This window comes from Nitrospira sp. T9, from assembly GCF_052156535.1.
GTDB lineage: Bacteria > Nitrospirota > Nitrospiria > Nitrospirales > UBA8639 > Nitrospira_E.
This window is the reverse complement of the sequence record NZ_JBQKUP010000016.1, coordinates 24993-37951: the sequence shown is the minus strand read 5'-3', so window position 1 is coordinate 37951 and position 12959 is coordinate 24993. Positions and strand designations below refer to the sequence as shown.

The following is a 12959-nucleotide window of genomic DNA, read 5'->3' as shown; positions in this document are numbered from 1 at the left end:
CGTCGAGCCTCCACTCGCCACCGCCGTCAGCGTCACTGCCGTCCCATTGGCATAGCCCTCCGTACAGTCGTTCCCGCAGGAGATGCCCCCAGGATTACTGGTGACCGTCCCACTGCCCGTCCCGGCTTTCGTGACCGTCAGCGTCCGTTGCACGGTCGTAAACGTGGCGGTCACCGCCCGCGCCGCCGTCATGGTCACAATACACGTGCCTGTGCCCGAACAGCCGCCCCCGCTCCAGCTTGCAAACGTCGAGCCTCCACTCGCCACCGCCGTCAGCGTCACTGCCGTCCCATTGGCATAGCCCTCCGTACAGTCGTTCCCGCAGGAGATGCCCCCAGGATTACTGGTGACCGTCCCACTGCCCGTCCCGGCTTTCGTGACCGTCAATGTCCGTTGCACGGTCGTAAACGTAGCGGTCACCGTCCGCGCGGCCGACATGCTTACCGTACACGTGCCTGTGCCTGTGCACCCGGCACCGCTCCAACCAGCAAAGATTGACAGAGATGCCCCTAAACCAGTCGGAGTGGCGGTGAGAGTGACAGAAGATGGTGGTTGAACAAGGTCATAGGGTATGGTTTGGCTATTAAATATAGTGAACGCCGCGGTCCCCGCCCCACTTCCAGCAACCTGTCCCGTTCCAGTTCCAGCAAAATTGACAGTAAGGTTGACAGGCGGGGGAGGCGCAGCGGCCAGATTAAAGGTCACGGTTACCGACCTGGCAGCATTCATAACTACGGTACACTGATTTCCGGATGTGCTTGCACAACCAGACCAACTGTTGAAGACTGACTGTGATGCCCCAATCCCAGTCGGATCGGCGGTAAGCGTGACAGAAGAATTTTGATCATAATCTAGCGTGTTACTCGAAAAAATGTTCAAGGTATCTGTCCCCGGCGAATTTGCTTCAACCCTTCCAGTGCCTGATCCGGCAAAGGTGATGGTGAGTCCAATGGCCTGAGCCATGGACGGAAACACTCCACCTAGCAATACCAGGACAAAAACGATAGCCCCCAAAGGCAATACCTTCACGTGAGCTTTCCGCATTGTGCGTCCTTTCTCATTCCGTTTCATCAATATTCGCTAGAGCGCTTTTGGCTTCTCCATATCTTCAGGCTGTCTGTTTAACAAAAAGGCATTTCTGTCCACCGTATATGGCATTTCAATTAGTTTTCAAGGCGTCGTGATTCGGATCAGGGAAGCCATGATCCGGAGGAATGTATAGAAATAGTTTGGGAATTGCCTGGATCAGGCAGGTAGGCATGTCAGGAAAGGACGTTGGGGGCATGACACTATCCTGGTCCACGATAACTCAGCTTAATTATGAAAAAGGATGTCGTAGTCTACATCATTCTACATATTAATGGAACAAAAAAAGTATGCACTGAGATAACCCCCGCATGATTAAACCATTCATGACATTACAAAGACCGTATTCCGATGATTTTCTAAAAAATGCGTTCCTCCTATTTAACGGAAAAACCATGGACCCAGGCTGGTCATGCAGATAATCCAATCATCAAGAGAGTGAGGGAACGGGATGCCAGGGAAAATTGCAGCAATGACCATTCGAATGCTTCTCATCGTTCTTCCTGTGATGGCATCCAGGGTAGCTCTTTTCAGTCCCCTCAAAATTCCCACGCCCATGAGTTTTTTCGGGCATCCCCCCTCCGATCCCAGGCCCGCGCTGATTGACCCTCCGATGACTTCTTTGGTATTTATCTGACCCTCCCACAATCCCATTTAATATTCTTATCACCAAACGTCGAACCGAGGGTCAGAATCGGAAGCCCTCAACGGAGTCCAAAATATGACTGTGGGTGGTCGTTTTCTCAAAAGTCCCCCTGCTTCAGGGTTACCTGTCAGTTCTTCACAAACTGTAGGGGAAATTCCTAGGCTGTCGACACCGGTATCTCCTCTCTCGCACAGGAACCAGCTCCTGGAGAACACTTCCCCCTCGAATCTCCTAACAAATTCGGTGGCCCGGATATGTTAAATCGTCGACAGTTCCTCTTGCTGATGGGCGCTCTCGGTGCCTTGACTGCACTCCCCCAGGCGCGAAGTAGGGCCGAGACGACCTCCGGAATCAGGTTCGGTACGGCCAAACCTTTCTCCTTTGATGAACTGAAGCGGCGTGCCAAAGCGATGGCCACATCGTCCTATCAGGAACCGGTGGTCCGTCATGACGAAGTTTTGGAATCAATCGACTACGACGCCTTTCAGGAAATCGTCTTCAAACGGGAGCGGGGGCTGGGCGAAGACGGTAGTGTGAATTTTCCAGCTCAATTCTTCCATCTCGGCCGCTATTTCAAAATCCCGGTAAAGATTCATGCCCTTGAGGATGGCCGGTCCAGAGAAATTCTTTACCGTTCCGAGTACTACACCTTCGGCGGAACCAGTCTCGGCAAGATCTTCCCGGATGATCTTGGCTTCTCCGGCTTTCGCCTCCAAGATGGACCAGGCGCGACCACCGATTGGATGGCGTTTCTCGGCGCCTCCTATTTCCGTAGCTCCGGGGAGCTCAATCAATACGGCCTCTCGGCAAGAGGCGTGGCAATCGACCCGGCCCTGCCGACCCCAGAGGAATTTCCCCGATTCACCGAATTCTGGTTGGAACCTGGAGCCCCGGACAGCAAAGAGTTTGTGATCTATGCCCTGCTGGACGGGCCGAGTGTGACTGGTGCGTTTCGCATGGTCTGCATTAAAAACCAGCAAATTGTCATGGATATCGACGCCAATCTCTATGCACGCCAGGACATCAAACGCCTGGGGGTCGCGCCGCTGACCAGCATGTTCTGGTATGCCGAGAACAATCGCCATCAGATCAGGGACTGGCGGCCAGAAATTCATGACAACGACGGTCTGGCAATGTGGACGGGCGCAGACGAACGTATTTGGCGCCCACTCAATAACCCGTCATCCGTCATGACCAACAGCTTCGTCGACACGAATCCCAAGGGTTTCGGGCTGCTGCAGAGGGATCGCGCCTTCTACCACTATGAGGATGACGGTGTATTCTATGACCGGAGACCGAGCGTCTGGATCGAACCGGTAGGTGAGTGGAACGAAGGCGCAATCCAATTGATCGAAATTCCGACCGACGACGAAATCCATGACAATATCGTCATCTATTGGCTGCCGAAGGAACCGGTTAAGGCCGGCTCCGAGTGGCACTACGCCTATCGGCTCCATTGGGTGGCGACCGAGCCCTTTCCGTCCGAAGCCGTCGCCCGGGTCATCCATACCCGGCTCGGCAATGCCGGCATTCCCGGGCAGCCCCGCCCGAAAGGCGGCCGGAAGTTCGTGATCGACTTCGAGGGTGGGCCGCTCAACGAAATCGAAAAGCTGGACAAGGTTCAACCGGTCATCAGCACGTCCAAGGGCCGAATCGACAACGAATACGCACTGCAGATAGTCGGCACCAAGAACTGGCGTGCCTTTTTCGATCTCTATGTCGAAGGCCAGGAGCCGGTCAATCTCCGCCTTTTCCTCAAACTTGGGGATCGAACCCTGACCGAAACCTGGCTCTACCAATACCTGCCCTTTACCTATGACTAAGGGGGATGGTTCTTCTCATCAATTGATCGTCCCGTAGACCTTCTTTCTACCAAAAACATTTCCTACGTAGCCTTAGCCACGCGATGGGAGTGCGCATCAAAAACGTACCCACAAAAACGGGTTCGCCTGCCTTGTAAAAATAAATGTGGGGAGTGACGGGTTTCGAGTTTACAGGGGGAATCAAGAATCCCAACTGATTCGCGAGGCGTGGTTTGACAGGAGAGGAGACATGGGATCGCCTGTCCGCGACTTCCTAACTATTAGTGATCTTTTGGGGTCAAACAAAGATTATTGATGGAGAATCACACCAACGCTCCAAAATGGGTTCCCCACTGAGAAGCGAGAACTCGGCCGGCCTTCAGAAGATTCTTCCCTTCCCGGTCATTCAGAGGAATAAATGTACTCGCGCGTCGAAGGTTGTCCTTCAATTCCCCTGGTGTGGCCATTCCGATGACCGCACACGTGACCTGGGGCACGCTCAAGGCATAGCGAAAAGCGTTATCTAAATGGGAGAGGGGCATCAAGCAATGGCTTAGGCTGTTCCCCCCTGATTCCGGCTCCCCTCCAAACACTTTCATGGCAATGAGTCCCAGGTTCAAGCGGTTGGCAACCGTCCACACTCGCTCCTCAAAATTGTAGGTATGCCGGTCAGCAAAATTGACGACATTGAGCAGCACATCGACCTCAACGCGTTGAATGGCATCGACAAACCTTCCAGGGCGATTGTGGCCGGACAAGCCGATGAATTTGGTCAATCCCAAAGATTTGGCTTTAACCAACCCGCTGTAAGCTCCCTTGCGACCAAACACCACAGCGGGATCCATTATGTCAGCACCAAGACTATGCACAAAGACCAAATCCGCGTAATCCGTTTGGAGTTCTTTTAGATTGCGCTCTAAAAGCTTTAGTGCGCCATCATAGGTGGGGTCATAACATTTGGTGACTAAAAAAATCTCTTGTCGCCGCATCTTCAGCAGGTGGCCCAATTGTTCCTGGGCTCTCCCATATCCCGCAAATTCAGGTGCGGTATCAAAATAATTGACGCCCGCATTGAGGGCGGCCTCAAATAAATGCACCGCCTCTCGATGATTCAGTCGTTTCCCTGCTTGCGCAGTCCCAAATCCAAGAATGGGTAAGGATATTCCGGTTTTTCCCAACACGCGTGTCGGCAGGGTCATGCTCAGGTTTCCTTTTACACTTATTCTGAACCAAGGACCGATTCTACTCTAAATTTTCAAACTCTTTTGCCCGTTCGGTCAACTCTGGCAAAAATGGTATAAAAACATGCCGACCCTACCATCCCCCCGTACCCATTGGGCCTTTATACGGACCAACAATTTCCGTGGTCACCCAGCCGCCATAAAACCCGCCCGGTTGGGGCAGCACACGCTCATCATTGACGTAGCATTCCACACGGCCGGGGTAGAATGAAAAATATCCGGCGATGGATTCGAATCCCGGATAAGGATGAGGATACGTCCAGGCCACGGGTTCCGGCTCTTTCTGACCTTCAGCCAGTATCCAATACTGAGCGATTCCCTTCCATTCACAGAGAGATGACGCGCACGTGAGAACCAGAGCGGACACATCCACATCTGCGGGGGGAAGATAAAAAGTCGGAGGACTCGCCGTCTCCAAAAATCGAAACGTGGAGCAGGAATCGGCCAGAACCTTCTCCCGTATACGAACCACCACCCGGCGATGATCAGGAATTAGACGAGGAGGCCTCGGATAATCCCAAACAGATTCTTGATAAGGAGACGGCTTTTTCGCAAATGGCGGTCTTTCCTGTCCCCGATATTGCCATTTGGAACGAGCCGCCCGTAGCCATTCAGGCACATGTTGGGTCATAAGATTCCCAAGGTGTTCCGGAAAAGTGATTGGGGCATCATCGTCCTCATCCGGTTATTCAAAGGTCAGGATGGCCCAAGATGCCCATAGGATAATCAACAATTCACCGAGGAGAAGACAGCCCAAAACTGTGAGAAGAATTTTGTACCACATGGGAGTCATACGTTGTTCGAAAAACCCTCTGTGATCGGAATGTCTCAACGCCCCTGACTCCCTCAATTTCAAAAAGATCATTCATGACTGGCACGCGGGCGGGTCGATCAAAATCCCAGGTGTGCCTTGTTTGCCTACCCGATCAATCCATGTATATCGTGGATCAACCCTTGCAGTTTCCTGGAGAAATGTGCCCGCTGATCCCGAGTCAGTATCCGGTCAATGTCCAGGACGGCCCGTTGAACTCCTTCACGCCATTTCCTGGAGACCACGAGATATTCCTCCGTGGCACCGGTCTTGGAGTCGGCCAGCCACTGAAAGAGACCCTGTTCCAAGCTAAAAGGATCATGAGCGGAACGAAGAAGTTCAAGCAATTTTTCCTGCCGGCTTTTGCGATGGGCCAGCCACATATCCGTGGTATCGGGAATTTTCCTCATTCTCTCACGAATATAGGTCTCTTGGTCCACCGACAACTCTCCCACCCATGTGGTCAGGGTTTCCGATGTGGTTTCCACGCGTGTATCCAAACGCACCTCCGGATCGTCTCCGATTTCGGACACAAGCCGTCGATAGTCTTGATCCAACATTTCTTCAAAATGACGTATTTGGGCAGGCGTGACAGTGGCTAAAAATTCCGCACCCGGTAAAGAGGCTCGCCTGGCAAGATGAACACGAAAGTCTTCGACCGACGCAAAGATGTTCTCTAGCTCTGCCTGACTCAGTTCATTTTTCGAAAATTCATCTATTTGACCCAGAAACTGCGCGTACCGGGGAAGTTGGTGGTGACGATGCCAGGCATGAAATGCCTTGACCTGAAGATCCAAATAGTTTTCTTGAGAGGCAGACAGAGCAAAATACCTATCCAGTTTCCATAGGAGGATCCAATCAGCGGTCGAGTACGTGATGTGGAGAGTGTTACAGGAAATCAGCAAGGGGCACAAAAGCAGAATCCTGAACAACCCCCGCCAATATGACCGTTGGAGGAAACACAAATCTTTCATAGGTGCCCCGAAATAAAAGATCCGGTTGATGACCACCCTCACTTTCCATTTTACCCTGACGGGTCACCTCTAATCAGCCATAAGGTGGCTCTCCAGTGAATTTCAATCACTGTCAAAAGGAAATATCAAAAGGGTAAAAGGGTGTCACGGCTACTGGGAGCACTCCAGCCACTTTAAGCCGAAAAGGCCAACGCCCGTTCGATGTCCGTAACGATTTCTTCGGAAAGGGGAACAACATCGGACGAATACCGGGCAATGACCTTGCCGGTCCGGTCTACGAGGAACTTTTCGAAATTGTACCGGACTTTTTTATCGACAGGGCCTTGGGTCGTTAAATAGCCAAAGAGAGGATGCTGATCACTTCCTCGCACACGGGTCTTGGCAAACAGAGGAAAGTCGATCCCGAATTGTGTGGTGGCGAAGAGAGCAACCTCCTCATTGGTCTCGAGTTCCTGTCCGCCAAAATCGTTGGAAGGGAAAGCCAACACTTCCAAGCCCTGAGATTGATACTGACGGTAGAGTGTCTGTAATTCCCTCAACTGTGCTGTATACCCGCAACGACTGGCCGTATTCACAATGAGAAGCACCTTGCCCTGGAATCGTTCAAGGGGCACCGGCTGGGCCGAGATATCAAAAAGAGTGAAGTCATAGACGCTACGTGCCATTTTTCGTCGGTCAATTGACGTTGAGACTGTCGCCGAAGCCGAAGAAGAAGCTGATTGGTCTTTGCCCAAACGGTTCAAGGTGTAAGGATCCTCGAAATTACACCCCCAGATGAATAGAAACATCCAACTCACAAAGAGGAAAAGTATGTTTTTCATTTTTGGCATCTTTCTGCCTTTTTTGATACGCGCAAAAATGGTTTGAAATTAACCACGTAGGCCTCTCTCCCTATTTTGCTTCCTTCCTTTCCTACTCTACTTCCGCTCATGGGCATGGAACCAACACATTCTGTCCAATCCTTAGACAAACTCATTGTGCCCCCGGAGACGCTTCACACCACCAGCGCTCTGCCTGACCGAATTACCGGAGGACCGGGGGTAGGAAATCGTTCCAAGTCTCAGATCAGCCGTGAGACCAGGTTCAATGGGAAAAACATAATTTAGTTAAAAAGAAAAAATAAAAAAAAGCGTGGAGAGAAATAAGTATGGTTTCCAGACGAAAGGGAAGCAAACCCCGAAAGTTTCAACTAAAATTTTGATAGAGAAAAAAACGATATGACAGAATGTCGAGTATTGGAGTGGGTGAGAGAACGATTATGAGAATGTTTTGAGAAAAAATCCTGACATGAATAGCATGAATCTTATCTCCTTATAATTTTTAAATTCTCCCATGACTTACTTTGTGCCCTGCAGATGAGGAATGGCAGGACCAAAGCGGACAATCCCCTACACACAATCCTTTCAGGCCAACACCACTCATTGTCGTCTTTAATGTTGCAAGCACGAGAGAGTGTCGCACTCAATCTGCGTTCCACATACTTATCCACTAGGGGATTAGGAATCAGTCGATAGAAAATGATCGGGTCTCAAGACACTGGCATCCAGGACAAACACGCTTCCCGAATGCCGCTCAAGGAAGGGCTTTAGCGCCGAGAGTATGGCCTCCAGCTTATCCTCGGGAACCACGGTCAAGACCATTTGCAAACTGCTCGTATCATTAAACATGAGGTGGCCCTCATGATATCCGCTATGCCCCTTTCCCGAAATATTACTGAAGACGGTATACCCGCTGGCCTTGATTCGATCCAGGACATCGGTGACAAAACGGATATGTTCTCCTTCAAGAACGATTTTAATCTCTTTCATGGGGTACAGCCTGATGCTCATGACGTCGCATGCCTCCTCGAAATGGAATTAATGAATGATCCGCCAATCGTCGGATGAATGGTACAGAAAGAATCCCATGGTGACCGGGTCGAGGGCCACCAGGTTGATCCACTGCTTTCCGATTAATTTTTGCAAGAGATCCTGCCTCGCAATGATGCCGGAGATGTGCTCCAAGGGTGCCTCAATGATGGCAAAGAGTCGCATGGGTTCATGATAGGGCTTAGGGCCATCATAAACAGTCTGCAAGGGAAGTCCGATGCGCAAGTCACTTTGTGACCCATACATCACCCCGAACCGGCCGACGACATTATGGTACACCTTGCTCCCGGATCCGTATACCTCGGGATCCACCGTTGAAAAATAATGTTCCATATTGATCCAGTTGCCGACAATCAGAGGCGCCGTCATGATAATTTCCAAATATCTTCCCGTGGGGTCCTGCAGGTAATCATAGGAATGCAAAAAGGTTCGCCCTTCCAGGTTTATGCCCCTCGTCAATATCCGCCGACCGATGATGAACGCCGAGTGTCTCGACAACCCCCATTCGGGCCTCACTTGTGACCAATCCACACTTCGCCGTTTGGCCAGGCCAAAACTTCTCGACAGCGACGGGGTGCCATGTGCGTCCGGTAAGCGGCTCAATCGTTCCTGACTGTTCCGGCGTCCCGCTTCCTCCAGATCGTGTTGAAGACGCAGGAGATCTTTCCGGTGAGTCGCGGGAACATCTTCCAAATCGAACAACTCCACCTCATCGGTGGTGGTATTGTGTTGCCCCGGAAGAAAATGCGTATCAGGCGGAATGTGGATGTCCTTCTGAGCGAGAAGCTGCCGGACACGGGGCTTATTGGCCATAGCCACAAAGGCCCGCGCATTGGCGATGCCCTCATTGCCTCCGCAAGCCCCACAGTCCAGGGCCGACTCATACGGATTGTTTTCCGATTCACTCCCATGGGCGCAAATTAACACCAGCCTGGCGAAACCTTTGGTGAACCCGATAATCCGCAAGGCGGTTTCCACAAAATAGGCCTGTTCATTGGTGGTAAAGCCTCCCTGGGTGATCCGGTTCATACGTCGGCTGACAGCCCGGTGATGAATACCATAGTCTTTTCGTAACTCTCCCAGAAACTGTTCATGGCTGACGGCATCCCACCCTAACAGCCGGTACAGAGCGTCTTCCTCTGTGCTGTCCATTTCAAGCTGATACAAAGCCTGCTTGCGAAGTCGATCCACTTGATCATGCGAAATGGCCAATCCCAGACGGCCGTATCGTTCGATCATCAGACGGTAAATAGCCGCCCGATGTTCGGAGGCCACCATTTCTTCCGCCTCTTCCTGAGACAATTTGTCCACGGTTAACGTGGTGCCAATCGGAATCGCAAACCATTCCTTCAACCAGGCGGTCAAGGTCCGGTACCAGGCAGGCGCGATGGTCTGGCCGAAGAGTCGCAACCCGAAAAACCAACCGATCGCCTCGACCATGACATACGGCGTAATGACGTTTTCTTTCAAATCGTGAAGCAGGGTATGTCCGGTCCTGGCCAGATTCTGACGTTCGAGGAATCGTTCAGCCGCTTTGCCCTGATAGGCCCGGGGAATTTCCCTGACCCGGTGTTTGGGTTTGAGCAGGACCGGACATTGATCCGTTTCCTGTTCGCTGCCAAATCCCTGATAGCAGATGGGCACGCCGAAAAATCCGGCGAAGCCGAAGGTTTCATTTCCTCCGACTTCTTCCAGGTGCCGCCGGAATGATTCCGATCGCACATCAATACAAAACATGGCCTGGGCCGGAGGTCTGGCTGCCCCGGTTGTTTCCTGCTGGGCGTCACTTTCATACACGATGGCCAAATTGGGAGACAGGCCCTTGACGAAACCTTTCAAATAGCTCCTCTCGAAGGCTTGAAGCCAGAGAGGCCCATGCGTGGAATCGGGAAAATTGGTGATCCAATTCAATAACGTATCCAGAATGTCAGGCGGACAGTCTGCCAGGTCTTTCAGGGCTACGCCCAGTGATCCGGCCAGGTGACGAAGCATCAACGCGTGTCCCTTGGCCGTGACCTCCTGTTGGAGCATTCCCCATTTAGCGTCCGCTTCCCGCCCCAAGTCATCAAGCGCTTGCAAGGGAAGCGGGGTAGTGGTGAACAGCGCCTCGTTGAAAGCGGGAAGCCTTTCCGGATTGAGTTTTCCCGTTCGAAACGCCTGGTAAAGACCGAACCCGAAAGGAAAATGCTCCAGGGACGACATGATAGCCGTATAGGTGCCGGGAATCCCAAGTCGCTGCTGACAAACCGTATGAACCAACTCACGCTCGAAAAAGAGACGAACCGCCAGATATTGAACCAAATCGATGGGAAAAACCTGCTGCCATTCATGGTTATCCTGATCGGCGCGCCACTTCAAAAATCCTGTCCATCCCGGCAACTGGGCCAAATGAAGGGTAAACACATTGCTCCAAACACCCTGCGGAAGCCCCATAGCTTGAAGGCAGGCCAGCACGGCATCTTCCGGCCGGTCCGGCAGTTGTTGCAGCTTGCGTTTCCAATCCGGGATGCCCTGCAAGAATCCGGCTCCGTCCTTCTGAGCCAAGATCTTCCAACCGCCATAAAAAGATTTTTCACGCATGGGCATCGGCCAGGGAGCGTGCCCCTGATCCAGAAACCCCGCACACCATTTGATGAGTTCCTGATTGATCTCCTCCTGAATGGTGGTTTCACACATGTGATCGCACCATGCGGCCAGCGTCTGTTGTGTCGCAAGATTCTGTCGCGCCTGATCTGCCTGTTGACTCAATGAAAGGTGAGCGTCCCGAGGGAAGCCACGGGACTGAAGGCGGGTGAATAATGCCGTCATATGTGGGTCTTCACACGCCTTAAGAAACACCGCATTCCTGACATCAGTAGGCACTGTGCCGGTCCCATGAATCAGGAGGGTCCGTAAAATTTCCAGGTGGGAAATGTTCCGGGTGCCGATCGTGACAAAATGATTCCCCGCGAATGGCCCGACCGCATCGGTGATCGCGTCTTCCAAAATCCGGCCCTGCCGGTACAGGTCACGGAATTCCCGGTTGGATAAATAGCCCCGCCCCCCTAAGAAAGTTCCGGCCTGCGCAATCGCCTCGTGGATATGCAAATGTTCCAGGCCATGCAGGGGATTGTGATGAATGAAGGTCTGCATGGGCCAGAACTGAGAAATCGATTCCCCCGCCAAATGAATCAGCGATCTGACCTCAATGCGCTCGATGTCCTTAAATGACTGAAATTCCTGCGCCGTGGCAACCGTCATCTTCTGTATCCTCTGGTGTGTTGCATCATCCGTTCAACAAGGTTAGGCCAGGATTCCAAACAAACCTGCCATGCCCATCAACAAAAATAGTGTCCACAGTTCATAAAACGATAAATCCCAATCGGGAACATCGGATCGGGGTTTTCCGAACGCGGTCCGATGCAACAGCGTAGTAAAGACCCAACTGATTGAGAGCCACACCGTAAACACCAACAACCAAAGCGGAAACAGGGCGTGTGATCCCGAAGCGTCGGGGGGAAGGGTCCTGAACCCGCCAACCATCGGCAGCACTGGTAACAGCATGATGAGAGAGATTAGGAACGTAAAGACCCCGCGAAAACGCGGCAACCCCGAACCCAATCCCTGCAGTGTGGTTAAATTATGTGCTCCGTACCGTTCGTGTAAAAAGGCATACGAACACAACATCGCACTCATCAACAACGCGACCGCGATCACGAAAGGAATTCCCCAGACGGCAATGTGGGTCAACTCATCGATCAACCCCCATAATAATGCGAGGAGGGTGATGGTGGCATAGGCGATGCCTTCACGAGGAAAACGGTGTCCCATGGCTTTCAGGGAGGTATAGAGGGCGCTCCCCAGCGCAAGCACCGGGATAATCTCCATCCCATCCAAAGGGAGAATGCCTTCCAGGTCCTTAAGCTGGGACAGCCCCGAGGCCAGCCAGACAACAACCCAGACGCCGGCGAGGGATTCCCGGGAAGACCGGAGGATTGCCAAAAACGGCAGATGAAAAGGAACCAGCGGCAAAAAGGTGATCAACAGAAACAGCCCTCCGACAATGGAAACACGTTCCTCCATGAAGACCGCCAGGACACCGAGCATCATGGCTAACGACACATGAACCAGGGCCACGCTCTTGTGAAGAGAGGCGGCCATGTGCCGGGCCAGGAAAAAGCCGGCATAGCCGAGAAAGCCAATCAGGAATAGCCGGTTGACCGGCTCCACACTGATCACTCCCCCGAGGCCCAGTCCGCCAAGTAGAATGATGGGCACCACGTCACCAGAGCCTCCTGTTGAGCCTTTTTGACCGAAGATACCGCAAAAACAGGCAAGGAGAATGGCGGCGGCCAGGAAACTAGAAGAGGAATCGGATGCCGTGTTCCATCCGAGCAAGCCCAGGACTCCGCCGGCTACCAAAACGGTAGCTATCCCGATCCCCCACAAAGCCGAAGACGCGTTTCGCCCCGTGGTGTTTTCTGCCATTAGAAGACCCGGAACGGCAGAGAGGAGCAGATAATGGTTATTTTTAAGAGACATACTCTTCCGA

Annotated in this window: 10 protein-coding genes; 1 reads left to right on the top strand and 9 read right to left on the bottom strand. The window is 52.3% G+C overall.

Features of this window, described 5'->3' with window-relative positions; translation table 11 throughout:
* Nucleotides 1–1044 (bottom strand): InlB B-repeat-containing protein (locus ACTRXD_RS00840; protein WP_442429994.1); only part of this gene is annotated, 1044 nt, incomplete at its 3' end.
* A 423-nt stretch (nt 1045–1467) separates the two neighbouring features.
* Nucleotides 1468–1740: a hypothetical protein gene (locus ACTRXD_RS00835; RefSeq protein ID WP_442429993.1), complete on the bottom strand. Its 273-nt coding sequence runs from the start codon at nt 1738–1740 to the stop codon at nt 1468–1470.
* Between the two features lie 246 nt (nt 1741–1986).
* Between ACTRXD_RS00835 and ACTRXD_RS00830 the strand changes: the two genes are divergently transcribed.
* On the top strand, nt 1987–3555 hold the full coding sequence (locus tag ACTRXD_RS00830; protein ID WP_442429992.1) for a glucan biosynthesis protein: 1569 nt from the start codon (nt 1987–1989) through the stop codon (nt 3553–3555).
* A gap of 302 nt (nt 3556–3857) precedes the next feature.
* Here ACTRXD_RS00830 and ACTRXD_RS00825 read toward each other — a convergent pair whose 3' ends face one another.
* From ACTRXD_RS00825 to ACTRXD_RS00795, 7 genes are all read right to left on the bottom strand, one after another.
* Nucleotides 3858–4733: an aldo/keto reductase gene (locus ACTRXD_RS00825; protein ID WP_442429991.1), complete on the bottom strand. Its 876-nt coding sequence runs from the start codon at nt 4731–4733 to the stop codon at nt 3858–3860.
* Nucleotides 4734–4848: 115 nt separating this feature from the next.
* Complete coding sequence (locus tag ACTRXD_RS00820) at nt 4849–5406, bottom strand: DUF427 domain-containing protein (protein WP_442429990.1); 558 nt, start codon at nt 5404–5406, stop codon at nt 4849–4851.
* 287 nt (nt 5407–5693) lie between these two features.
* Nucleotides 5694–6560: a DUF6279 family lipoprotein gene (locus tag ACTRXD_RS00815; RefSeq protein WP_442429989.1), complete on the bottom strand. Its 867-nt coding sequence runs from the start codon at nt 6558–6560 to the stop codon at nt 5694–5696.
* Nucleotides 6561–6733: 173 nt separating this feature from the next.
* Nucleotides 6734–7381, bottom strand: coding sequence for a glutathione peroxidase (locus ACTRXD_RS00810; RefSeq protein ID WP_442429988.1), 648 nt, complete (start codon nt 7379–7381; stop codon nt 6734–6736).
* Nucleotides 7382–8056: 675 nt separating this feature from the next.
* Nucleotides 8057–8368 carry a P-II family nitrogen regulator gene (locus tag ACTRXD_RS00805; protein WP_442429987.1) on the bottom strand — a complete coding sequence of 104 codons (312 nt, stop codon included), beginning with the start codon at nt 8366–8368 and terminating at the stop codon, nt 8057–8059.
* 48 nt (nt 8369–8416) lie between these two features.
* Nucleotides 8417–11668, bottom strand: a complete 3252-nt coding sequence (locus ACTRXD_RS00800) for a DUF2309 domain-containing protein (RefSeq protein WP_442429986.1) — start codon at nt 11666–11668, stop codon at nt 8417–8419.
* A 42-nt stretch (nt 11669–11710) separates the two neighbouring features.
* The gene (locus ACTRXD_RS00795) at nt 11711–12949 is read right to left on the bottom strand and encodes a hypothetical protein (protein ID WP_442429985.1); all 1239 of its coding nucleotides are present in this window, start codon (nt 12947–12949) and stop codon (nt 11711–11713) included.
* Nucleotides 12950–12959 lie beyond the last annotated feature (10 nt).

Bases quoted from the DNA above. Each gene is read 5' to 3' on its own strand.
- ACTRXD_RS00805 (WP_442429987.1), bottom strand. From the start codon at position 8,368: ATGAAAGAGATTAAAATCGTTCTTGAAGGAGAACATATCCGTTTTGTC.
- ACTRXD_RS00835 (WP_442429993.1), bottom strand. From the start codon at position 1,740: ATGGGATTGTGGGAGGGTCAGATAAATACCAAAGAAGTCATCGGAGGG.
- ACTRXD_RS00830 (WP_442429992.1), top strand. From the start codon at position 1,987: ATGTTAAATCGTCGACAGTTCCTCTTGCTGATGGGCGCTCTCGGTGCC.
- ACTRXD_RS00815 (WP_442429989.1), bottom strand. From the start codon at position 6,560: ATGAAAGATTTGTGTTTCCTCCAACGGTCATATTGGCGGGGGTTGTTC.
- ACTRXD_RS00820 (WP_442429990.1), bottom strand. From the start codon at position 5,406: ATGACCCAACATGTGCCTGAATGGCTACGGGCGGCTCGTTCCAAATGG.
- ACTRXD_RS00795 (WP_442429985.1), bottom strand. From the start codon at position 12,949: ATGTCTCTTAAAAATAACCATTATCTGCTCCTCTCTGCCGTTCCGGGT.
- ACTRXD_RS00810 (WP_442429988.1), bottom strand. From the start codon at position 7,381: ATGAAAAACATACTTTTCCTCTTTGTGAGTTGGATGTTTCTATTCATC.
- ACTRXD_RS00800 (WP_442429986.1), bottom strand. From the start codon at position 11,668: ATGACGGTTGCCACGGCGCAGGAATTTCAGTCATTTAAGGACATCGAG.
- ACTRXD_RS00825 (WP_442429991.1), bottom strand. From the start codon at position 4,733: ATGACCCTGCCGACACGCGTGTTGGGAAAAACCGGAATATCCTTACCC.